Annotated in this window: 24 protein-coding genes; 2 read left to right on the top strand and 22 right to left on the bottom strand. The window is 33.7% G+C overall.

Annotated features, from left to right (window positions below):
• Positions 1 to 18: 18 nt before the first annotated feature.
• From QMO72_RS04100 to QMO72_RS04010, 19 genes are all read right to left on the bottom strand, one after another.
• Positions 19 to 369 (bottom strand): ATP synthase subunit I, encoded by a 351-nt coding sequence (locus QMO72_RS04100; protein ID WP_103266259.1) that lies wholly within the window; start codon positions 367 to 369, stop codon positions 19 to 21.
• Between the two features lie 155 nt (positions 370 to 524).
• The gene (gene wecB / locus QMO72_RS04095; RefSeq protein ID WP_103266258.1) at positions 525 to 1,655 is read right to left on the bottom strand and encodes a non-hydrolyzing UDP-N-acetylglucosamine 2-epimerase; all 1,131 of its coding nucleotides are present in this window, start codon (positions 1,653 to 1,655) and stop codon (positions 525 to 527) included.
• A gap of 22 nt (positions 1,656 to 1,677) precedes the next feature.
• Positions 1,678 to 2,307, bottom strand: a complete 630-nt coding sequence (upp, locus tag QMO72_RS04090; protein WP_046837807.1) for a uracil phosphoribosyltransferase — start codon at positions 2,305 to 2,307, stop codon at positions 1,678 to 1,680.
• Between the two features lie 18 nt (positions 2,308 to 2,325).
• Entirely contained in the window at positions 2,326 to 3,564 is a 1,239-nt protein-coding gene (glyA, locus tag QMO72_RS04085; protein WP_046837808.1) for a serine hydroxymethyltransferase, read from the bottom strand.
• Between the two features lie 23 nt (positions 3,565 to 3,587).
• On the bottom strand, positions 3,588 to 4,112 hold the full coding sequence (locus QMO72_RS04080; protein ID WP_103266257.1) for a TIGR01440 family protein: 525 nt from the start codon (positions 4,110 to 4,112) through the stop codon (positions 3,588 to 3,590).
• A 144-nt stretch (positions 4,113 to 4,256) separates the two neighbouring features.
• A complete protein-coding gene (locus tag QMO72_RS04075) occupies positions 4,257 to 4,682 on the bottom strand; it encodes a low molecular weight protein arginine phosphatase (protein ID WP_103266256.1) in 426 nt (141 codons plus the stop codon).
• A complete protein-coding gene (locus QMO72_RS04070; RefSeq protein ID WP_103266255.1) occupies positions 4,679 to 5,725 on the bottom strand; it encodes an L-threonylcarbamoyladenylate synthase in 1,047 nt (348 codons plus the stop codon). Before QMO72_RS04070 ends, QMO72_RS04075 begins: the two co-directional genes overlap by 4 nt.
• A 93-nt stretch (positions 5,726 to 5,818) precedes the next feature.
• A complete protein-coding gene (gene prmC, locus QMO72_RS04065) occupies positions 5,819 to 6,655 on the bottom strand; it encodes a peptide chain release factor N(5)-glutamine methyltransferase (protein WP_103266254.1) in 837 nt (278 codons plus the stop codon).
• Positions 6,642 to 7,718, bottom strand: a complete 1,077-nt coding sequence (gene prfA / locus QMO72_RS04060; protein ID WP_069823664.1) for a peptide chain release factor 1 — start codon at positions 7,716 to 7,718, stop codon at positions 6,642 to 6,644. Before prfA ends, prmC begins: the two co-directional genes overlap by 14 nt.
• Positions 7,718 to 8,317 (bottom strand): thymidine kinase, encoded by a 600-nt coding sequence (locus QMO72_RS04055; RefSeq protein WP_046837814.1) that lies wholly within the window; start codon positions 8,315 to 8,317, stop codon positions 7,718 to 7,720. Before QMO72_RS04055 ends, prfA begins: the two co-directional genes overlap by 1 nt.
• Before the next feature lie 206 nt (positions 8,318 to 8,523).
• A complete protein-coding gene (locus QMO72_RS04050; protein WP_046837815.1) occupies positions 8,524 to 8,781 on the bottom strand; it encodes a type B 50S ribosomal protein L31 in 258 nt (85 codons plus the stop codon).
• Between the two features lie 146 nt (positions 8,782 to 8,927).
• Complete coding sequence (gene rho / locus QMO72_RS04045) at positions 8,928 to 10,244, bottom strand: transcription termination factor Rho (protein ID WP_046837816.1); 1,317 nt, start codon at positions 10,242 to 10,244, stop codon at positions 8,928 to 8,930.
• A 177-nt stretch (positions 10,245 to 10,421) separates the two neighbouring features.
• Entirely contained in the window at positions 10,422 to 11,849 is a 1,428-nt protein-coding gene (locus QMO72_RS04040; RefSeq protein WP_103266253.1) for an aldehyde dehydrogenase family protein, read from the bottom strand.
• Positions 11,850 to 12,159: 310 nt separating this feature from the next.
• On the bottom strand, positions 12,160 to 12,483 hold the full coding sequence (locus QMO72_RS04035) for a winged helix-turn-helix transcriptional regulator (RefSeq protein WP_069823662.1): 324 nt from the start codon (positions 12,481 to 12,483) through the stop codon (positions 12,160 to 12,162).
• Between the two features lie 89 nt (positions 12,484 to 12,572).
• Positions 12,573 to 13,832, bottom strand: a complete 1,260-nt coding sequence (gene murA, locus QMO72_RS04030; protein ID WP_103266252.1) for a UDP-N-acetylglucosamine 1-carboxyvinyltransferase — start codon at positions 13,830 to 13,832, stop codon at positions 12,573 to 12,575.
• A 334-nt stretch (positions 13,833 to 14,166) separates the two neighbouring features.
• Positions 14,167 to 15,027 carry a class IIb fructose-bisphosphate aldolase FdaB gene (gene fdaB / locus QMO72_RS04025; protein ID WP_069823660.1) on the bottom strand — a complete coding sequence of 287 codons (861 nt, stop codon included), beginning with the start codon at positions 15,025 to 15,027 and terminating at the stop codon, positions 14,167 to 14,169.
• A gap of 349 nt (positions 15,028 to 15,376) precedes the next feature.
• Positions 15,377 to 16,987, bottom strand: coding sequence for a CTP synthase (gene pyrG / locus QMO72_RS04020; protein ID WP_069823659.1), 1,611 nt, complete (start codon positions 16,985 to 16,987; stop codon positions 15,377 to 15,379).
• Positions 16,988 to 17,309: 322 nt separating this feature from the next.
• Positions 17,310 to 17,855: a DNA-directed RNA polymerase subunit delta gene (rpoE, locus tag QMO72_RS04015; RefSeq protein WP_069823658.1), complete on the bottom strand. Its 546-nt coding sequence runs from the start codon at positions 17,853 to 17,855 to the stop codon at positions 17,310 to 17,312.
• 111 nt (positions 17,856 to 17,966) lie between these two features.
• Positions 17,967 to 18,827, bottom strand: coding sequence for a GNAT family N-acetyltransferase (locus QMO72_RS04010; RefSeq protein WP_103266251.1), 861 nt, complete (start codon positions 18,825 to 18,827; stop codon positions 17,967 to 17,969).
• Positions 18,828 to 19,371: 544 nt separating this feature from the next.
• On the opposite strand from QMO72_RS04010, the gene coaW reads away from it, so the two are divergent.
• Complete coding sequence (gene coaW, locus QMO72_RS04005; protein WP_103266250.1) at positions 19,372 to 20,169, top strand: type II pantothenate kinase; 798 nt, start codon at positions 19,372 to 19,374, stop codon at positions 20,167 to 20,169.
• A gap of 104 nt (positions 20,170 to 20,273) precedes the next feature.
• Here coaW and QMO72_RS04000 read toward each other — a convergent pair whose 3' ends face one another.
• The 3 genes from QMO72_RS04000 to QMO72_RS03990 form a co-directional block, all read right to left on the bottom strand.
• The gene (locus tag QMO72_RS04000; protein ID WP_103266249.1) at positions 20,274 to 20,939 is read right to left on the bottom strand and encodes a DUF2750 domain-containing protein; all 666 of its coding nucleotides are present in this window, start codon (positions 20,937 to 20,939) and stop codon (positions 20,274 to 20,276) included.
• Positions 20,940 to 21,098: 159 nt separating this feature from the next.
• Positions 21,099 to 22,295, bottom strand: a complete 1,197-nt coding sequence (gene ldmS / locus QMO72_RS03995; RefSeq protein ID WP_103266248.1) for an L-aspartate--L-methionine ligase LdmS — start codon at positions 22,293 to 22,295, stop codon at positions 21,099 to 21,101.
• Positions 22,292 to 23,476, bottom strand: a complete 1,185-nt coding sequence (locus QMO72_RS03990) for a M20 family metallopeptidase (RefSeq protein WP_103266247.1) — start codon at positions 23,474 to 23,476, stop codon at positions 22,292 to 22,294. Before QMO72_RS03990 ends, ldmS begins: the two co-directional genes overlap by 4 nt.
• 274 nt (positions 23,477 to 23,750) lie before the next feature.
• Between QMO72_RS03990 and QMO72_RS03985 the strand changes: the two genes are divergently transcribed.
• Positions 23,751 to 24,221 carry an S-ribosylhomocysteine lyase gene (locus QMO72_RS03985; RefSeq protein WP_046837828.1) on the top strand — a complete coding sequence of 157 codons (471 nt, stop codon included), beginning with the start codon at positions 23,751 to 23,753 and terminating at the stop codon, positions 24,219 to 24,221.
• Positions 24,222 to 24,271: the final 50 nt, after the last annotated feature.

Here is a 24,271-nt window from a genome sequence, read left to right as displayed (position 1 = left end):
TCTTTCATTTTTAAAAATTTAGTTCTTTTGAATAAATGGTTTGAAGATAATTAAAACATATGAAATCAATAAACCAACAATTACACCAAAAATATTAATATGGTCTTTAAATAATACCCAAATGCAACAAGCTAGGATCACCGTTAAATATCTCCACACGTTGCCCGTTGAAATATGTATGTTATCCTTTTCTTTAGCTTTTGCTAAAAAATATTCAAACGTAAAGGTGTTAATAAGTGAACCTACTGTTCCAATAACAAGACCTAATATAAATGGCGAGCATGTGAAAATAAACACAATAACTAGTACAATGATACCATATAAATAGTACTGTATGTACTGATTAAAAATGATATTGAAACGTTTCATTTTTGTGCCTCGTTTCATTTTATAGTTCATTTATGAAAACCGTTCCAATCATATAGTTTTAATAATAATATAGGGTAGTTAACGTGTCAATTCTATTCAAATTGTAGTTAAAATTTTTACATGCTTGTCACAAAATAGACACATTAACCCCGATATTATTTGAAAGACTCCGGTTTTTCTGAAATTAAGTGGAAGTAGTATTTTATATTTTCACAAATTCTTTTTGATGCTTTACCATCTCCATAAGGATTACGTGCTTCACTCATAGATTGATATGCCGTCTCATCTTCTAACAATTGTTTTGTTGCTTCAAATATATGTTGCTCATTTGTGCCAACAATTTTCAGTGTACCTGCATCCACGCCTTCGGGCCTTTCAGTAGCATCTCTCAATACTAAAACAGGTTTCCCCAGTGATGGCGCTTCTTCTTGTACACCACCCGAATCTGTTAATATCAGATAAGCTTGTTGAGCAAAATTATGAAAATCAACCACTTCTAACGGTTCTATCAGTTCAATACGTGCATGGTTAGACAAATATTGTTCTACGATTTGTCTTACTTTCGGATTTTTGTGTACAGGATAAACCACTACAACATCTTCATACAATTCTACAATATCTCTAATAGCCTTAAAGATATGAGCCATAGGTTCGCCTATATTCTCACGTCTATGTGCAGTTAATAAAATAATGCGTTTGTCTTTATGTTTTTCAATAATTGCTGATTGATAATTATTATGAATTGTTGTCTTCATCGCATCAATTGCAGTATTACCTGTAACAACAATAGAGTCTAAAGGTTTATTTTCTGCAATCAGATTATTTGCAGCATTATTGGTAGGGGCAAAGTTTAAATCAGCCATTACCCCTACCATTTGCCTATTCATTTCTTCAGGAAATGGAGCATATTTATCCCATGTTCTTAATCCCGCTTCCACGTGACCGATAGGAATCTGATTATATAATGCTGCTAAACTCCCAGCGAATGTTGTCATAGTATCACCATGAACAAGTATCATATCCGGTTGTTCTTTTTTGATAACATCCTCAATCCTTGTCAATATACGAGAAGTAATATCAGATAGTGACTGACCTTGTTTCATAATATTCAAATCATAGTCTGGTTCTATATGAAAGCTAGTGAGTACAGAATCTAACATTTCTCTATGCTGTGCAGTAACTACAACTACAGGTTCTAGTTCAGCATCATTTTGCAATTCTAATACTAGAGGTGCCATTTTCACTGCTTCGGGACGTGTCCCAAAGACAGTCATTATTTTTTTCATTTTACTCCACTCCTGGACGAAACTATTTTGTTCCGAATAAACGGTCTCCTGCATCACCTAGCCCTGGTGTAATATAAGCGTGATCATCTAATTTTTCATCTAATGCTGCGATGAAAATATCGACATCTTCATGTGCTTCTTGTAATTTTTCTACACCTTCAGGCGCTGCGATTAAGCACATAAAACGAATGTTTTTCGCGCCACGTTTCTTCAAAGAATTAATAGCTTCAATAGCTGATGCACCTGTTGCTAACATAGGATCCACGACTACGATTTCTCTTTCTTCAATATCTTGTGGTAATTTCACAAAATATTCTACCGCTTCAAGTGTTTCTGGATCTCTATATAAACCAACGTGACCAATTCTAGCTGCTGGCACTAAATTAAGAATGCCTTGCGTCATACCTAAACCTGCTCTAAGAATCGGTACAAACGCTAATTTTTTACCAGTTAAACGTTTAGCTATCATTTTAGTCACAGGTGTTTCAACTTCAACGTCTTGTAATTCTAAATCTCTAGTTACTTCGTATGCCATAAGCATACCCACTTCATCTACTAACTCTCTGAATTCTTTTGTCCCAGTATGTACATCACGAATATAACTTAATTTGTGTTGAATTAGCGGGTGATCAAAAACATGTACTTTGCCCATAATTTACTTCCTCCAATTTTAATTATATAAAGGATGTTTTGTAGTTAGAGCTTTAACTCTTTCTTTTCCTTCTTCTAATGCTTTTTCATCCTCAGGATTTTTTAATACTAAGCTAATTATTTTTGCAACTTCTTCAAAAGCAGCTTCATCAAATCCACGAGTTGTTGCAGCAGGTGTACCTAAACGAACACCACTTGTTACGAATGGCTTTTCTTGGTCAAAAGGAATTGTATTTTTATTACATGTAATGCCGATAGCGTCTAATGCTTCTTCAGCTGCTTTACCTGTAATGCCAACAGAATCTTTAACGTTTAAAGCAACTAAGTGGTTATCGGTCCCGCCTGATACAACTTTGAAACCTTCACTTATAAGTGTTTCAGCTAGCGTTTTAGCATTTTTAACTACTTGTTGTTGGTATACTTTAAAGTCATCTTGTAGCGCTTCACCAAATGCTACTGCTTTAGCAGCGATAACATGTTCTAAAGGTCCGCCTTGAATACCAGGGAAAATTGTTTTATCAATTTGTTTTTTGTATTCTTCTTTACATAAAATCATTCCACCACGAGGTCCGCGTAATGTTTTATGTGTAGTTGTAGTTACAAAATCTGCATATTCTACAGGATTTGGATGTAAACCAACAGCAACTAAACCAGCGATGTGTGCCATATCTACCATTAATTTTGCGCCTACTTCGTCTGCAATTTCTCTGAATTTTTTGAAATCAATAGTTCTAGAGTAAGCTGAAGCACCTGCGACAATTAATTTAGGTTGACTTTCTTTAGCAACTTTTAATACTTCATCATAATCGATTTGTTCATTTTCCTTGTCTACACCATACTCAACAAAATTGTAGAATTGGCCACTAAAGTTTACAGGGGCACCATGTGTTAAGTGGCCTCCATGACTTAAGTTCATTCCTAATACAGTATCACCGTGTTCTAATGCTACGAGATAAACAGCCATATTTGCCTGAGAACCAGAGTGTGGTTGGACATTGACATGTTCAGCACCAAATAATTTTTTGGCACGTTCGATTGCTAAAGTTTCAGATACATCCACATATTCACAACCGCCATAGTATCTTCTGTTTGGATAACCTTCAGCATATTTGTTTGTTAATACTGAACCTTGCGCTTCCATAACTGCTTCTGAAACAAAGTTTTCTGAAGCAATAAGCTCGATATTGTTGTTTTGACGGTTGAATTCATTTTGAATCACTTCATATATTTCTTTATCTTGCTCTTGAATAAATGACATTGGGTAATTTCCTCGTTTCTGTATTAGATATATTTTGCTCTTTCGCCACCAATTTTCTTAGGTCTTGAAGAAGCGATTGTTACAATTGCTTCACCAATTTGCTTAACACTTGTACGTTCTGGAATCGCTACATGCTGTATATGCATCCCAATTAAAGTTTGACCTATATCAATACCTCTTGGAACTGATATGTGTTCAACTACGATTGGATCTTGCATATGACGATAGGCATATGTTGATAAGCTACCACCCGCATGAACATCAGGTATTACTGTCACTTCTTCCATCGTAAGTGGGTTGAATTTAGACCTTTCAATGGTTATTGCCCTATTAATATGTTCACAGCCTTGAAACACAAAGGAGGTACCTGTTTCATGTTCAACTTCTTTAAGTGCTTCAAAAATTTCTTGCGCTACTTCCATTGATCCAACACTACCTATACGTTGACCAATAACTTCTGAAGTAGAACAACCAATTACACATAACTCATTAGCTTTAAAGAATGATTTTGACTTTAACTCATTTAGCAATAACTTCAAATCTTCCATTCTCCCACCCCATTTAAAACATTGATTTTAAAAGTATATATATACCTAGATGTGATGAAACATACAAAAAATAACCGATAGCAAATTTGCTACACGTCATTATTATAACGTATTTAGTTACTCACTTATACCAATTTCACAAATTTATTGCTTTAATATTTGATTTTTTAAACGTTCTATCAGTAAGGTCAATTCATCATAAATTTTAAGATAGTCTGCTTCGTTCCCGCCATATGGGTCAAAGACTTCTCCATTTTGATGAACGTATTCATTTAAAGTAAATACTTTTTCAGTATCAACATACTTTTGTTGAATTGCTGCTTTATGTGCTCGCGACATCGTCAATATTAAATCAGCATTCAAATCTGTTTCTTTAAATCCCTTTGCATAAGATGGGATAGGCAACTTGTTTTCATTTAATATATTCAATGTATGTTGTGAAGTCGATGCTCCCTCTATTGCAAAAATACCACGTGATTCAATTGTGATTGATGGCATTTTAGCTTTAGCTATACTTTCTGCCATAGGACTTCTACAAGTATTACCTGTACAAACAAAGATTATTCTCATAGCTGCTCTCCTTTTATGATTGATTGATTTGTAGCTTTCATCATTCTATTCATAATGGCTGTTGTGCTATCGTTGATTTGAAAACCATAAATATATGCACTTTCAATTGTCGTTTCTTGATCAATTTGATGCAATATAGGATATAGGTTATGATTAGCACCTTTAATATCATCCTCAGTTTCACATAAAGGTATGAAAATAGCTGTTTTAGGTACAATATTTTGTTTACTTTTAGGCAAAATAAATGCAGTATGACTCCAGTCTTTATCTGATATAGGGTTGTCACCATTTAATTCTTCAATAATTTGTATCGGTGTATCCGGGGCATAATGTTTGTATTTCATCCCCGGTGCTATGGGTTGTTCTATGTTTAAAGTCGTTTCTGTAGCAATACTATTAGGGATAATACTTTCAATCATTGTCTTTGTAATTGCACCAGGTCTAGCTATCCTAAATGGAAATTGTGTACAGTCTAATACGGTACTTTCTAATCCTTCTTCACTTTGATCACCATGAATAATACCATCGATACGTCCAGCTAAATCATTAAACACATGATCAAAAGTTGTCGGTGAGGGCCTACCACTTAAATTTGCGCTAGGTGCAGCTATTGGCATATCTACATATCTTAATATTTCTCTCCCAATTGGATGGCTTGGCATTCGCACTGCTATCGATGCAAGGCCTCCGCTTACGCGTTTACATAAGTACCCTTCTTTTAAAGGCAAGATAAACGAAATTGGTCCTGGCCAAAAATGTTTCATCAGTAATTTGATATCATCTGTTAATCCAGTAGTAAAGGCTTTTAAATCATTTATATCATATATGTGTACAATCAATGGGTTATCTGACGGTCTTCCTTTTGCCTCAAAAATCTTTTTAACTGCTTCGTCATTTCTAGCATCGGCGCCTAATCCATATACTGTCTCTGTAGGCAAGGCAATTAACCCACCTTGTTCAAATATCTCTTTTATTTCATTAATATAAGGATAATCGCTCAGTTGATTTTTATAATCACGTACATCCCATATCTTCGTTTCCATCCAAACACATCCTTTCATTACATTATTAATTTTAAAACAAAATAAGAAGTTATGCACTTACATGACTAACCATGTCTAGTACATAACTTCCTATCACCACTCAAAAGAAATGATTCTATCATTTCCATTAATATCTTTTATAATATGAACATCTAATAACGGATATTTAGCGTTAATTTTTTGTTTTAACGTTGGACCTTGTTTGAACCCAATTTCAAATACTACTTTAGCTTGAGGTAATAATACTTCTGGTAACTGATCCAATATCTTTTCATATATTTTATACCCTTTTGCTTCTGCAAAAAGCGCATAATGCGGTTCATATTTTAAAACAGTGTCATTCATGAGTGTTGCCTCATCATCGTCTATATAGGGAGGATTGGAAATAAGTCCATTCACTTTTATACCTTGTGTTATCAATGGTTCCAATGTATCACCTTGTAGAAATTGAACATCTACCTGATGTAATTGTGCGTTTTCTTTTGCAACCATCAATGGTTCACTATATAAATCCGTAGCATACACTTCTAATGTTTCATCCATCATTTTTAGCGTGACTGGAATATTGCCACTCCCAGTTCCTATATCAACCACGCAATCTCCATGATTTAATTGCTTAAAGAAATGAAGCATAACTTCTTCAGTTTCTGGTCGCGGTATTAAACAATGTTGATTCACTTTAAAGGTTTCTCCATAAAATGATTGGAAACCAACGATATATTGAATCGGTTCTCCCGTTAACATTCGCTCTTTAGCGGTATTAAAAAGCAACAAATGTTCATTGGGAACATCATCATTAAGATGTAGGATAAATTTTGATTTGCTCCAATGAAACAAATCTAACATTAACCACTCGGCACGACTAGGTTCAAAACCCATCTCAACACACTTGGCTTTTGCTTCATCAAGCACAGTTTTATAATTCACCATTGTTAAGCTCTTTCAATTTGTCAGTTTGCTCTGCTACTGTTAATGCATCTATAACTTCGTCCAATTTCCCTTCCATAATTTGATCTAACTTTTGTAGTGTTAAACCAATGCGATGGTCAGTCACACGACTTTGAGGATAGTTGTATGTTCTAATACGTTCTGAACGATCACCTGAACCAACAGCTGATTTACGTTGAGCAGCATATTTTTGTTGTTCCTCTTGTAATTTCATATCAAATAAGCGCGCTTTTAATACTTTCATCGCCTTTTCACGGTTTTGTATTTGAGATTTTTCTGAAGACGTTGCAATGATACCTGTTGGAATATGTGTAATACGTACAGCTGAATCTGTAGTATTGACATGTTGACCACCCGCACCGCTAGAACGGTACGTATCGATTTTAATATCTTCGTTGCGCACTTCGATTTCAACATCTTCTACTTCTGGTAATACTGCTACCGTTGCAGTTGAAGTATGGATACGTCCACCTGATTCTGTCTCTGGCACACGTTGTACACGATGCGCACCATTCTCATATTTTAATTTACTAAATGCACCTGTACCTGAAACTGAGAAACTGATTTCTTTATAACCACCATGGTCACTTTCAGCAGCTTCAACAATTTCTGTTTTATAATTTTGAATTTCAGCATACTTAGAATACATTCTATATAAGTCACCCGCAAAAATTGCTGCTTCGTCTCCACCAGCAGCAGCACGAATTTCAACAATTACGTTTTTATCGTCATTTGGATCTTTAGGAATCAATAATAATTTAAGTGATTCTTCAAGATCAGGTATTCTGCTGTTTAGAGATTGACTCTCTTCTTTTAACATTTCGATTTCTTCTTTATCTTTTGTTTCTTTTAACATTTCTTCAACATCTGCAACGTCTTCTTTTACTTGTTTATATTCGCGATAAACCTCAACAGTTTTTTGTAAATCTGCTTGTTCTTTTGAATATTTACGTAAGTTATTAGGATCGTTTACAACTTCTGGATCACTCAATAATTCATTTAATTGTTCGTATCTTTCTTCTACAATATCTAATTGATCAAACACTACATTTCCTCCTTCATATGATCACTTGGTGCAACGATGTGATGCGCCCTACATCTCGGTTCATAACTTTCATTTGCTCCAACTAATATAACTGGATCATCTATTTTTGCTGGGTTTCCATCAATTAATCTTTGTGTGCGACTTGAAGAAGCACCACAAACAGCACAAACCGCTTGCAGTTTCGTAACTGCTTCACTCACAGCCAATAGTTTAGGGATTGGTTCAAAGGGCTGACCTCTAAAGTCCATATCTAATCCTGCTGTAATGACTCTGTGACCTTTTGCAGCTAATTGTTCAACAATTTTTACTACGCCTTCTTCAAAAAATTGCACTTCATCTATACCTATGACATCAACTTCTGTCAAATCGTGTTTTAGTATCTCGGCTGCTGTTGAAATATTGATTGCTTCAATAGCATTACCATTGTGAGAAACAATCTTATCTTTATGATAGCGGTCATCTATAGCCGGTTTAAATACAACTACTTTTTGCTTAGCATAAAGGCCTCTTCTTAATCGACGAATTAATTCTTCAGATTTACCACTAAACATACTTCCAGTAATACATTCAATCCATCCGGAATGATAAGTTTCATACATTATGCGTTCCACCTTTTTTCAAAACATAATCGATTCATTATATCATATTTTATGAAATGAAATATGCTATTTTTCTAAGATATTTTGTTATTTTATGTATCAGATTGGTTGAAACCAATTCTTAATTTCATCGTATTTCACAACATCAAATACGTGATAATACAAAAAAAGCACTCTCATTATATGAGAATGCTTTTTCGCAACAATTATTCGTTGCTTGATTTGTAACCAAATTTTTTGTTGAAACGTTCCACACGACCATCCGCAGCAGCGAATTTTTGGCGTCCTGTGTAAAATGGATGTGAGTCAGATGAAATGTCTAAACGAATAACTGGGTATTCGTTGCCATCTTCCCATTCCATTGTTTCAGATGAAGATTTAGTTGAACCACTTAGGAATTTAAAATCCGTTGTTGTATCATAAAATATAACAGTGTGGTATTCAGGATGAATATTTTGTCTCATTGTTTTCAGCTCCTTTGCCCTGAACCATCTGGAACAGAGTTTATTTGTGAGTTTTTTACCCAATACTTGATAATTATAATTGCTTTAATTATAAAACGCAACCCTTTATCTGATATTAAGTTACTATGGACTCGGTTATCTAAATTTTAAATAATTGGTTTTCCTGTCTTAGTGCTTTCTTTAGCAGCTTTTTGTAATTGTTCAAAAAATTCTTTATTGTTATCTGTACGTTTCAATTTACGTACAAATCTTTCTGTGAAGTCAAGTGAATCCGTAAACATATTACGTAATTGCCATAATGATTCTAATTCCTTAGGAGAAATCAATAATTCTTCTTTTCTTGTGGAACTACGACCAATATCAATGGCTGGGAATACACGTCGTTCCGCTAATTTACGGTCTAAGTGTAATTCCATATTACCTGTACCTTTAAACTCTTCGTATATCATGTCATCCATACGAGAACCTGTATCTACTAAGGCAGTTGCTAATATCGTCATACTGCCGCCTGCTTCGATATTTCTTGCAGCACCAAAGAATGCTTTGGGCTTGTGTAATGACGCTGGATCTAGTCCACCAGATAAAGTACGGCCACTTGGAGGTATTACTAAATTATACGCACGCGCCAGTCTTGTAATAGAATCCATTAATATAATGACGTCTTTTCCGACTTCAACAAGTCTCTTTGCACGCTCCAATAATAATTCCGCCACTTTGACATGGTGTTGTGGTGGTTCATCAAACGTAGAATGTACCACTTCCGCTGATTCTACTGAACGTTCTATATCTGTAACTTCCTCTGGACGTTCTCCAACGAGTAATACAAATAATTCTGCATCTGGTTTATTGATAGCAATTGCATTGGCAATTTCTTTTAGTAAAGACGTTTTACCTGCTTTTGGTGGTGCAACAATCAGACCACGTTGACCTAAACCTATCGGCGTTATTAGATCCATAATCCGTGTTGAATAATTTTGTTGTGTTGTTTCTAACATGATACGCTCTTCTGGATATAATGGTGTTAACGCTTGGAAATGAGGACGCTTTTTTACTTCTTCTGCATTCTCATCATTTACAAAATCAACTTGTAATAAACCATAATATTTTTCATTATCTTTAGGTTTTCTTACTTTACCAGTAACTTTATCACCACGTTTAATTTCAAAACGTCGAATTTGACTGGCAGATATATAAATATCTTTTTCCCCTTTAGAATAATTGACTGTTCTTAGGAAACCATAACCATCTTGTTGGATATCATCTAAGATACCTTCCATATAATAATTACCATCTTTTTCCATTTGCGCTTCCATAATAGCAAGAACGAGTTCTTTTTTATTAAGTTTACTATAATTTATTAATTTAAGAGATTTTGCTTTTTGAGTGAGATCTTTTGTAGTGTAATTTTTGTACAATTCGTGGAACGACTCATATTGAGGTGATGTTCGTACTTTGTCAGGCATTATCTTGCACCCATTTCATAAATAAGTATTTAAATAACGTTTTGTATAGCGCTATTTACTTTTCTAACTATAGCAAATTTTTTATTTAATTACAAAATGTATTTTACTTACTAAATATCAAAAAAAGCAAGACAGATAGACTGCCTTGCTTTCAAACAACTGATTATTTAATATTCATTATTTGTAATAACCAGCAATTGATTTTACTTCTAAGAATTCTTCAATACCATAGTCGCCCCATTCACGTCCAAGACCTGATTGTTTATAGCCACCAAATGGTAGGTCTGGTTTACGTCCAGCATTATTAATTTCAACTGTTCCAGCTTCAATTGAACGCGCTACTTTTTGTAAGTTGGCTTTGTCTTTACCATATACGTATCCAGCTAAACCATATTTTGTATCATTAGCAATTTCAATTGCTTCATCTAAATCATTATATGTGATAATTGACATGACAGGACCAAAAATTTCTTCTTGTGCAATTGTCATTTGATTATCAACGTTATTAAATACTGTTGGACGTGCAAAGTATCCTTTGTCAATACCTTCAGGTTTACCAGGTCCACCAAATAGTAATTCAGCACCTTCTTCAATACCTTTATCTATATATGATTGAACTTGGTCAAATTGCTTTTTATTAATAAGTGGTCCAACTTGAGTACCTTCTGCTCTAGGATCGCCTACTTTAACTTGACTAAATTGCGCTTTAATAGCAGTTAAAAATTCTGCTTTGATACGCTCTGGCACTAATGTTCTTGTACCGGCAGTACAAACTTGTCCAGTATTGTGAATAACTTTATTCATTGCAGCACTTGCAGCACCTTCAATATCTGAATCATCTAAAATAATGAATGGTGATTTACCACCTAATTCAAGTGATACTTTTTTAAAATCTTCTGCGGCTTTTTTCATAATACTTGTACCAGTAGGACCTGAACCAGTAAATGAAACCATTCTCACTTTAGGATGTGAAGTCAATGGGTTACCTACACCACTTCCATCTCCATTTACTAAGTTGAACACACCTTTTGGCACGCCTACTTTATCAAATATTTCTGCTAAGATAATGGCAGCGAATGGTGTTTCTTCAGATGGTTTTAATACGACTGGGCTACCTGCAGCAAATGCAGCAGCTAATTTTAATGAAGTTTGGTTAGTTGGGAAGTTCCAAGGAGTAATTAAACCAGAAACGCCAATAGCCTCTTTCACTACTAAGTCGTCACCACGTCTTTCTTCAAACTGAAAATCATTTAATGCATCGCGTGCTGCTTCAAAATGATCTAATCCCATACGATAGTGAACTTCTTCTGATACTGATAGTGGTGCACCTAATTCATCCGTCATCGCTTCAATAAGGTCTGATTTTCTATTTTTATATTCTTGAACAATTTTATCTAATAGTTCTTTTCTTTCTTGAACTGGAGTATTTCTAAATTCTAAATAAACATTTTCTGCGGCTTCAACTGCTTTGTTAACGTCTTCCTCGTTACCTTTAGCGATTGTACCTGCTACTTCTTCTGTAGCTGGATTAATCACTTCAAGCGTTTCTCCACTCGCACTTTCAACCCATTGTCCATTGATATATTGTTTATTGAAACTTCTCATTAATCATTCACTCCTTAACTTGTGTTGATACCCATATTCTAACCAAGTTTTAAAATTTTTAAACAATACTGCTCACAAAACGAACATAAAACGTTTTCTCTATCGTGCACTTTACGCCTTCATAGTTATTCATAAGCTCTATCTAAATAATTTTTTTATAGGAAAATATTTAATAAGTATTATTGATAAAAACAATGTATTTATTGAAAGTTTTATGTAAAAAAGACACTCACCTAGTAAATGAGTGTCTTACAAGTATTCGGACTGAATATTATTTCTAACCTTCAGCAATCCATGTTAAAAATCAAAATTAATTGTTCTCAAGTTCAATATAATCTTGAGCCCATTGTTCCATTGGTACTAATGCTTTTGCCAAAGCATTACCTTTATCTGTAAGTTGGTATATGATATTCATCGGACTAGTAGAAACAATTTTTTTCTCTACTAATCCCCATTCACTTAAGTCTGTTAACTTTATACTAAGCGCACGTGGTGTGATTGTTTTCAAATCACGTTTCATGTCAGAAAAATGTGCTGAACTTTCTGTACACCTAGATAAATAATTAATTATAAGACCGTTCCAACTTCTCCCTACTATTTTAAAGGTTTCTTCTAGATAAGGGCAAACCTCCATGGTCATCACCTCATATCGCTTATATTCTATAATTAAAGTCACTTAAATCAGAACTTTAATTTTTTAGTATACTTATTATACCACAAAAATTAAACTTCTTCAGTCCAAATGTCTGCACCAAGTGATTTTAATGTTTCAACGATATTTGTATAACCGCGATAAATATGTTTTACGTTATAAATTGTTGTTACACCTTCTGCTAATAAACCAGCAACTATAAGACATGCACCTGCACGTAAGTCACTTGCATAAACTTCAGCACCCGTAAGTTTAGATGGTTTAATTGTAGCTGTGCCGTCATCTGCTGTAATATCCGCACCCATTTGGCGTAATTCATCTACATGTTTAAAACGTGCAGGATATATTGTCTCAGTTACAAAAGAAACCCCACCAGCCATAAATAATAATGGTGTAATTGGTTGTTGTAAGTCAGTAGCAAAGCCCGGATAGACTAATGTTTTAATATCCACGCTTGTATAAGGTAAACTACGCTTAATGCTTACGCTGTCTTCTCCAACTTCAATATCAACGCCTAATTCTTTTAATTTTACTATTAAAGGTTCTATGTGTGTAGATATAATATTATTGACTTGAATATCATCGCCACATGCACCTGCTATACACATATATGTCCCTGCTTCAATACGATCTGGAATGACTTGATGGTGTGAGCCGTGTAGATGTTCTACACCATTAATCTTAATCGTACTCGTACCTGCACCTTTAATATCAGCACCAAGGCTGATTAAAAATGAAGCTACATCTACAACTTCAGGTTCTTTGGCAGCATTTTCTATCACTGTATGTCCCTCAGCGCGCACAGCAGCCAACATAATATTTATTGTTGCACCAACACTCACGATATCTAAGAATATGTTAGCACCTGTTAATTTATCTGCTTCAATTTTCATTGATGTTTCACTAGATTCATCAATCTTTGCTCCTAAAGCTTTAAAGCCTTTGATATGTTGATCAATTGGTCTAGGTCCTAATGGGCACCCTCCAGGCAAACCGATGACACACTTTTTAAACCTACCTAGCATAGCTCCCATCATATAATAAGATGCGCGTAAAGATTCAACTTTATTGTTAGGAAGCGCAGCATTTTCAATTTCATTTGGATCTATTTCTAAAGTCGTTCCATCTAAATCCGTCTTAATATTTAAATCTCCTAATAAACTGACTAAAGTTTCAACGTCAGAGATTTGCGGTAGGCCTTCAATTGTTACATTATCCTCTGCTAAAATTGCAGCCGGGATAATAGCTACTGCACTATTTTTTGCTCCATGAATATTCACTTCGCCTTTAAGTGTTTGACCACCTCTAATTTTAATCACTTCTTGAGCCATTCGCTTGTTCTCCTTTACCTTTCTATCGGTATTTCTATTCCACTACATCATTAGCATTATAAATTAAATTTTTACGATTTGTAAAGTTCATCAATTTACCAAAACTTTTTCAAAATAATATTAAGTAATGTATAACATGAATAATTTTTTTCGCTACCTTTTTTATTCCCAATGTTTTACAATCTAAATCATAATAGTATGTTTTTTCTTATAAAATTTATGTAAATACTTCGCATTTAATATTCTGTATTCATTACTAAATACAGTTAAATTATAACATAAAAAAATAACTATTATACAATAGTATAATAGTTATTTTATAATAGTTATTAAATTATTTTGCTTGGTTAGAAGTACCAAACTCTTTAATTTTACCAATAACAGTTGCTTTGATTGCTTCACGTGCTGGTCCTAAATATTTACGAGGATCATACATTTCAGAATCATTGTTTAAAGCTTCACGAACAGCTTTAGCAGAAGCAATTTGGTTTTCAGTATTTACGTTAATTTTAGCTGTGCCAAATGGAATTGCTTTTTGGATATCTTTAGTTGGGATACCAGTACCACCGTGTAATACTAATGGTAAACCAGTTGAAGCACCAATTTCTTCCATTTCTTTGAAACCTAATTGAGGTTCACCTTTATAAGGTCCGTGTACTGAACCTAATGCTGGCGCTAATGTATCAATTCCTGTTCTTTCAACAAGTTCTTGACACTCTTTAGGATCTGCATAGATAACGCCTTCAGCGATTACATCGTCTTCTTGTCCACCAACAGTACCTAACTCAGCTTCAACTGATACGCCATGTTCATGAGCATATTCTACAACTTTTGAAGTGATTTCGATATTGTCTTCAAATGATTCATGTGAAGCATCAATCATAACTGAAGTAAATCCAGCATCAATTGCTTCTTTACATTTTTCAAAGCTTGAACCGTGGTCTAAGTGAATTGCTACAGGAACTGTAATTTCTTTGTCGTGCATTAAACCTTCAACCATTTTCACTACAGTGTAGAAACCACCCATATAACGAGCAGCACCTTCAGATACACCTAAGATAACTGGAGCATTCTCTTCTTGAGAAGCTTCTAAGATCGCTTGTGTAAATTCTAAGTTATTTAAGTTGTATTGACCAACCGCATAACCATTTTCTTTTGCATCTATTAACATTTCTTTCATTGAAACTAAAGGCATGAAAGTTCCTCCTTGGTGCTTTAAGCACATATTTTTACAATCTAATTATATCAAAACCACAAACTTTTTGCATTATTCTGTATAATTGTAAGCGTTTTTATTTTATTTTTTATTTTTAAATCCTTTAAATGTGTATATTTATCATCTTGTTTTTTGTAAAATCACAACTTTACACACTTTCGTTTTCAATTGCTCATTAAAACGCATGTATTTTTACATCAATAACGTTAAATGCTCTTTTTATCTTATTAATGTAGCATTACTAAATTTTATAACTTGAAATTCTAAAAATAAAACGCATGATTCTTTAAGTATTTACCTTATAATAAATCATGCGTTCTTTTGTATGCTATTTATTTTGTTGATTTTTTAATGACGCTTCAATAAATGCTCTGAAAATTTGTTGAGGACGGTTAGGTCTAGATAAAAATTCTGGATGGAATTGACATGCAACGAAGAAGTCATTTTCAGGAATTTCTACCATTTCAACTAATCTACCATCAGGGCTAGTACCAGAGAAAACCATTCCTTTAGCTTCTAGCTGTTCTCTATATTCATTATTAAATTCATAACGATGACGGTGTCTTTCTTCAATATCAGATTCATTATAAATAGAATGCGCTAAAGTACCTTCTTTAATATGACAAGGATATAGTCCTAAACGTAAAGTACCACCTAAATCTTCGATATCTTTTTGTTCTGGTAATAAATCAATAATTGGGTATGGTGTATTTGGATCTAATTCCGCTGAATGTGCACCTTCTAAACCAATTACGTTTCTCGCAAACTCTACAGTTGCTAGTTGCATACCTAAACATATACCGAAGTATGGCACATTATTTTCACGTGCATATTTAATTGCTGAAATCTTACCTTCACTCGCACGGAATCCAAATCCTCCTGGAACTAAGATACCATCTACTTCAGATAATATATCTGCTACATTATCATCCGTAACTTCACTTGAATCAATCCATTTCACTTCAATATCTTTCTTGAATGGATAGCCTGCGTGTTTTAATGATTCTACTACAGATAAATAAGCATCTTGCAAACTAACATATTTCCCAACTAAACCAATAGTTATTGTACCATCTAAACTATTCACGGTATCTAATAGGTGTTGCCATTCATCTAGTTGTGTATCATATTTAGCATTGAGTTCTAATCGCTCAATTACAATATCATCCATATCTTGTTTACTTAATTGTAATGGAATTTCATATAATGAATCCGCATCACGGCATTCAATAACGCTAGCTTTATCAATATCGCAGAATAATGCAATTTTGTCTTTCAAATCTTGCGTTAATTCATATTCAGTACGAACGACAATCAAATCAGGTTGAATGCCTAAACCACGTAACTCTTTAACACTATGTTGCGTTGGTTTTGTTTTCATTTCTCCTGCCGCTTTAATATATGGTAATAACGTACAATGTACATACATTACATTTTCTCGACCTAAATCACTTCTGATTTGTCTAATTGCTTCAATAAAAGGTAATGATTCAATGTCTCCTGTTGTTCCACCAATTTCTGTGATAACAACATCTGCATTTGTACTTTCTCCTGCTAATAATAAACGTTCTTTGATTTCATTTGTAATATGAGGAATGACTTGAACAGTTCCACCTAAATAATCTCCACGGCGTTCTTTTTTCAATACGTGAGAATATACTTTCCCTGCTGTTACGTTTGAATATTTATTTAAGTTAATATCAATAAAACGTTCATAATGTCCTAAGTCTAAATCAGTCTCTGCACCATCATCCGTCACAAATACTTCCCCATGTTGATACGGACTCATAGTACCTGGATCGACGTTTAAGTACGGATCGAATTTTTGAATTGTTACCTTTAATCCTCTATCTTTTAATAATCTTCCTAATGATGCAGCTGTAATACCTTTACCTAATGAAGAAACGACTCCACCAGTTACAAAAATAAATTTTGTCATGTTATGCCTCCTATTAATAAAACGGTATTTTCTTTCAATACCAGATATTGACACTTTAGTGTTTGATTCGATTCACTTGCTTATTTGTGGTTTATCTTGTTTTACATATTAAAATTATTGTTTAGCATTATTGATATGTATTACTGTAATAAACAACTTTTAAAATAAACTAAAACTTTTATAGTAAATAAAATAAAAAAATCGCTCCCTCTCACAAGTTTGTAAGGGGGAGCGTATAATATTTATACACGTCGTCCTAATTAAAGGAGCCCGAATAAAATTTTATCACGTTCACGAGAAAAGTCAATTAAATATCACAGAATTACTTTTCTGTTTCTTCCTCTTCTTCTTCAAAATCTTCTTCTTCATCGTCATCTAAGTCTTCATCATCTTCATCTATCACGATATCAGATTCATCAATTTCTTCATCAACGTCATCTTCTTCTGGATCTTCTGGATCATTTAAAGTTTCTTGATCATCTGTGACAGCTGGAATGTCATCATCATCGTCTGTTTCATCTTCACCAAGTAATTTTAAATTTTTATCTTCTTCATCATCTTTATCAAGGATGTCGAATTTTTGAATTGTTGGCGCGATTTTTTCTTCAATATCATCTACTGAATACCAATCACGTAAACCCCAAATGTTTTCTCCAACATTTAAGAAACGACCATCCGTATTTAAATCAGTGTAAAACTGTACAATTCTATCTTCAATTTCACGATCTTCATAGTGACCAAGTGCTTTAAACTCATCAATAATATCATATAGGTTCATCGTATCGCTTTTCTCATGCAATAACGTATAGGCCATATCGATAAATGATTTCTCATCAACCATTTCTTTTGTATAATCTTGAATTCTCATAATTAAATATTCTTCCTTTCAAAGGCATTATCCAAATCAGTACTGTGTTCGTCTTAAATTATATTAACAAATGTAAATTATAAATGACAATATGAGATTTCGCAATCGCTATTAATAATTTAGGTATTTTTCAAAAACGATAAAATCATCTGCGGCATCAATTTCCACAAAATTGCTATTTATGCATAATGGTTTTAATTCGTTATTTTCACCATATAAAGTAATCGTTAATAACTTAACTCCACCAAACTGTATTCTTATATATGTTGAGAGCTGTCTCAATGCACTTTCAGCAATACCATGATGTCGTTCTTCTTTATTAACTTCTACTGACGATATGTTCATTCGTTCGCCGTGTTTTTCTAAGGCAATGAATCCCACTTTGTGATCATCTTTAAACAAATCAATGATGTGTATATTATAGGGTGTATAATCTGTGCTGGGTTTTAATTTCAAAGAAGATACATATTTTGAATCTAAATCTAAATAATATAAGCGTTCTTTACCAATAGGTCCTTCTTCTTTAGTTGCTGCATGCATAAAACCAGCGCGTTCATATACATTCCAAGCACTTTTATTTTCAGCATCTACAACTAAATATAAATGATTAAACTCCGGAAATAACAGTTGAACATATTGCGGAAGATGCATCATCATTTTCGTCCCATAACCAAACCCTTGGAAATGTTCATTAATTGATAACGACCTCACGTAAATGACTTGATTAGGTGTATCGTAACCTTCGTGTTGATAATATTGGTGCAACACAAAAAATCCCACTACTTGGCCTTCATCATTTAAAGCAATATTTGGAATTCTATTTTCATCATGAATCGCGTCTTCTAAAACATCCTTAGGTAAAGATGAATAAATTTGTTGTCGCTCATTTAATTTAAAATTATAAAGTTCATCTTTATATCGTTCTTCGTACACTTGAACAGTAATATTTTCGAATTGCTTTTTAATAAACATATTTAATCCCCTATTTAAATCGTATTCATTATCTTACAATACCACTTTTGCAATATTTATAATCTTTATAATTGATGTTTTATTATTTATTTTAAATTAAAAAACAATTTATTAACCAATTTACTTCAAACTGGGCTTTAACTTGGCTATGATTGCGTTAAAAACGTTTTTTTAATGATCATATGTGGATTACCACCTTCACATAGCGCATCATATACGCGTTGTGATTCGGCCGTATCATTGAAGGTTAAAATAATATTAGTGTTGTCGTTGTTCCATTTACAACCCTATGTCCCTAAAATGTGGCGTATCACGTTTCATTACTATGTAATTCAGCATGTAACACCTGCCCATTGGTTTCATTAACCATTTTACCCCTCTTCCAAAAGTATTTTCATAAAAATTAATCGCTTTAGTTACATCATTAACTTAAATAAATGGGCTTAGTTGCATATTAATTGCATCCCCTTTAACTTCATATTTGATTTTCTAATATTTTATTATAATATTAGTTATAATGTAAAATATTTGGGGGGACGCTTAGATGAAGATTGGCATTGATGCTGGGGGCACTCTAATCAAGATTGTTCAAGAAAATCATGGCAAACGAAAATATAAGACTAAATTAACAACAGAAATTGATGAAGTTATCGCTTGGTTAAACCAACAAGATGTAGCGCATATCAGTTTAACAGGTGGACAAGCTGCATTAATTCAAAAACAATTAAAGTCTGATTCACAGACATTTGTTGAATTTGACGCTGCTTCAAGAGGTTTAGAAATACTTTTGAAAGAGCAAGGTCACTTTTTAGATGATTATATATTTACCAATGTAGGTACAGGTACTTCATTACACTATTCAAATGGTAAAAGCCAACAGCGTGTTGGTGGCGTAGGTACCGGTGGTGGAATGATTCAAGGGCTTGGCTACTTATTGACAGGCATTAAAGATTACCAAAAATTAACAAATACTGCGCAAAATGGTAATCGAGAAATTATTGACCTAAAAGTTAAACATATATATAAAGATAGTGAACCGCCTTTATCTGGTGATTTAACAGCTGCAAATTTTGGTCATGTCTTACATAACTTAGATCATACCTTTACAGATGCAGATAAATTAGCTTCTGTCATAGGCGTTGTTGGTGAAGTTATTACTACAATGTCAGTAACTGTGGCAAGGGAACATCAAACAGAAAATGTTGCATATATTGGATCATCATTCCATAACAATGCCTTATTAAGAGAAGTCGTTGAAGATTACACAGTATTACGTGGATGTAAGCCATATTATATTGAACATGGCGCTTTTTCTGGAGCACTTGGCGCTATTTATTTATAAATAACTATAAATTAAAAGCGAGTAACGAAATATGTTCGTTACTCGCTTTTTGTCGTTTCAGGCATATCTAAAAAAATGATTAAACTTAACCCCTCAATCATGTATTAAAATGTGAGTTGATCTATAACTTTTTGCGCAGATACAATTGTGCCAATAGCACCAGGTTTCAGATCAATAGCTACAGCCTTATGATCATCGCGCAAAGTATCTAACCATTCACCAAAGACTTCGCCCTCGATTTCAATGATTTCACATTCTTCAAAATCTGCATTCCTTACTTTTTCTGCTCTATTTCTAATACTCCAAACTGGCATGATTTGCGGCTTATCTGGGCGATCATCACTTATTAATATGAATCTCTTTTCATTTTTGTTTGTGAGTCCAAATACCGCATCATCTTTTGCTACATCCTTAACAAATTCTTTCAAACGAATATGGTCCAAATCAGACATCATTTCGTCCGCCACTTTATAAATATCTATTAAATCTCCATCTGTATGAGTCACAGGGTTCATTAATATTTCTTCGCCTTCATCAAACACTTTTTCCATTTCATAAGTGACAAATCGATCAACATCGAGTTCTTTAATATGGCTATACTCAATCTCATGTTTATCTAAAAATGACTTAGCTTTTGCTTTGTCTGTCCAAACACATACAAGATCCTTGCCCAAGATCTCATGTTTGATTAAGTGTTTGGATTTTGTAGCAACATAAAACACTTCATTTACTAAAATATCTTGATAAAATGAACTTTCTTTGTAAGACATTCTAACACCTTCAATTCATTTTTAATAAAGTACCTATACTGTGAATATAAATAATTCTGTAGTGATAGTCAATCTCTGTTTCATCCCTATAAGTTAAGGCTTATAACGCCTATGGTGTACGATGAACCATCGATACTATAAACTTTTCGTATTTTATATTCAATTTGCATCTAGTTCTTTTAAAAATTGTTGCTCTATTGCTTCTACTTTCGCTTTTGATTCGCCATGCCATATACACCCAAACCTTGATTTTACATCTTCATTTTCATACCAATCACCATCATAATATGATAATGGGAAGAGCACACCTTTATTAACATACTTTAGAATTGTATTAAAAAAACGTGCATTATCAACAGGTGATACATAACTATAAAATTTGTGATAGCCTTTATCTAATAATGGCTCAAGTAATAACATACTTGTAGAACCATTTTGTCTAAAGTTCAAGTCAATAGCGTAAACGTCTCCACTTTTATCTAACAATAAATCAAATCCTGCTACTCCATAGTAACCTTTAGAAACCCCTATTTCCATAATTTCTCTACCCGCTTCAATAACTGTTTCAGGTACTTGTTGCACATTTTGATTCCCTTTATAATGACCATATTTTCCTGTTAGCTGTTCAGAGGTTCCTATATATCGAATACCTTCTTGTTCTGAATATGCATATTGAACACAATAATTCGCTATAGCTTCTACTTTCTGTTCAATAATTATACTATCTGTTTCTTCTTGTGCAGCCATAATACGCGTTGTTGCCTTAGTTAAATCATCCTCATTATAACAAATCATCACACCATAACCGCCTGCAGTAGGCAAATCATCTCCAGGCTTTAACACAAATGGGAAGTTCCACTTCGATACTGCATCAGTGAAATACTGGGTATCAATCACTTCTCTATTTGGCAAATATTTATAATTTGTCCATTCTGGTATCCGCGCTTTATTATTTAATGCAGAAAATATATCTTTATCTAATGCATAAAATGCTTTATTTAGAATCGTTTCATCATGAATATATTGAAAATATATTTTTTTATTTTCTTTATGCGCTAAATACTTAATTAATTGCTCATAGCTCTCTTGATCTTTAAATTTAAACACATTTGTAGGCATGGTTTTACCAATGGTTTCAAATAACGTCTTCAATTTATCTGTCACACTTGCCTCGTGTACAATAACTGGTAATTGATTTGCTATGATAAGTTCTCGCCCAGTTAAAAAATTGGATTGGTGTTCTTCTGGTTCCAACCAAGGATTTGAAATATAGGATGGCCTAGACGTATAAACGATATTCGAATCATAAAGATCGCTAAGGGTTAGTTTAGGACTTAGAGAGCTTCGATTTGTCATTTCTTGTGCTCCTTTATATATTGATGTTGTTCAATTATTGCTTCAAATAATGTTTGGTTTTCAATTAATTCTAATCCCATTAATGCTAAAATTTTAGCTCCTCTAATGAGCGCTTGATCACCATGCGTACTACCTGCTGCTTCACGAAAGCGATGGGTATGCCCAACTAAGTTACGTGACCCTATTTTAATATGTGGATGAATGGTTGGTACGATATGACTCACATTCCCAGTGTCTGTAGAACCATATCCAAAATCGTCATCAATCACTGCTTCCCCCATTTCAGTAGCGTATTTCGCAAACAGGTCGTCTAATTTAGAAGTTTTTATAAATTCATTCACACCATTTTGTATAGGTCCAAATTCATAATCACAACCTGTTTGAATAGCGGCCCCTTTAGCTATTTGACCCACACGCTCTGTTAACACATCTAATTCTTTACGTGAGGTAGCTCTTGTATAAAATCTAGCATGTGTAAAGTCTGGAATAATATTTGCGGCTTTACCCCCATCTAAAATCACACCATGTACGCGCTGACTTTTTTTAATGTGTTGGCGTAATTGAGACACCCCATTGAAATAAGAAATCATAGCATCAAGCGCATTTCTTGCCTCATCTGCATTTTCAGACGCATGGGTACTTTTACCATAAAATTTTATATCTAAAACATCGACAGCCAAAGTATTTATCGTTCTATAGGTTTCATTACCAGGATGAACCATTAGCGCTACGTCTAATTCATCGATAACGTCCGCTTTTACATACGTAGCTTTGGCGCTGCCATTTTCACCGCCTTCTTCTGCTGGACAACCTAACACAACTACTTTGCCGCCAATTTTATCGATGACTTGTTTTAAAGTAATACCCGCTAATACACTAGCAGTACCTATAATATTATGGCCACATGCATGTCCTAAACCTGGCAGTGCATCGTATTCCGCTAAATATCCTATTGTCGGGCCTGGTTGTCCCGAATCATAACGTGCAATAAATCCTGTCGCATGACCCGCGATATCTGTTTCTAATTCAAAGCCATGTCTTGTTAAATTTTCAATGAGTGTTCTAGCAGCAAAAATCTCTTCATTACCCAATTCAGGTCTTTGATGAATTTGGTGACTTATTTCCAAATAATTAAGTTTTTCGTTCTCTATATAATCTAAGATAATTTGTTTGTTTTCCATATACTCCACTTACCTCCTAAGATACAACAACATTGTCAATTGCTTGAATAACATGCAATAAGTAAAAAAGTAATATCCCCCATATTATTCTATATGCGCAAAACACGTTTTAATTATTACTTATTTTATCGGCTTTATAAGTTTCTGTCATCAATTTTCTGAAATTTTAGTAAATACCTTTCTTTATCTTTGTATCTATACCACATTTCAGAAATTGTAAATACTTAGCCTTCTTGTTACAATTAATTTACTGAAAATATTAGGAGGATATAACATGCCAAAAATGAACGTTGAAAGTTTCAATTTAGATCACACAATCGTCGATGCACCATTTGTTAGATTAGCTGGCAAAATGGAAGGCGCTAATGGAGATGTTATTCATAAATATGATATTCGCTTTAAACAACCGAATAAGGAACATATGGAGATGCCAGGATTACACTCGCTAGAACATTTAATGGCTGAAAATATTAGAAATCACTCTGATAAAGTCGTTGATATTAGCCCTATGGGTTGCCAAACAGGTTTCTATGTTTCATTTATTAATCATGATGACTATGAGGATGTTTTAAATATTATTGAACAAACTATTCATGATGTCTTAAATGCATCAGAAGTTCCAGCATGCAATGAAGTACAATGTGGCTGGGCAGCAAGCCATTCTCTTGAAGGCGCAAAAGAGATTGCACAAACCTTTTTAGATAAAAGATCTGAATGGCATGATGTATTTGGTGAAAATAAATAAAAGTCTACGCTATACCTTCTAGCATAATAATAAAGCCCCAACAGAATTTA

The organism is Staphylococcus casei, from assembly GCF_030294405.1.
GTDB lineage: Bacteria > Bacillota > Bacilli > Staphylococcales > Staphylococcaceae > Staphylococcus > Staphylococcus succinus.
This window is presented reverse-complemented; position numbering and strand designations above follow the sequence as displayed.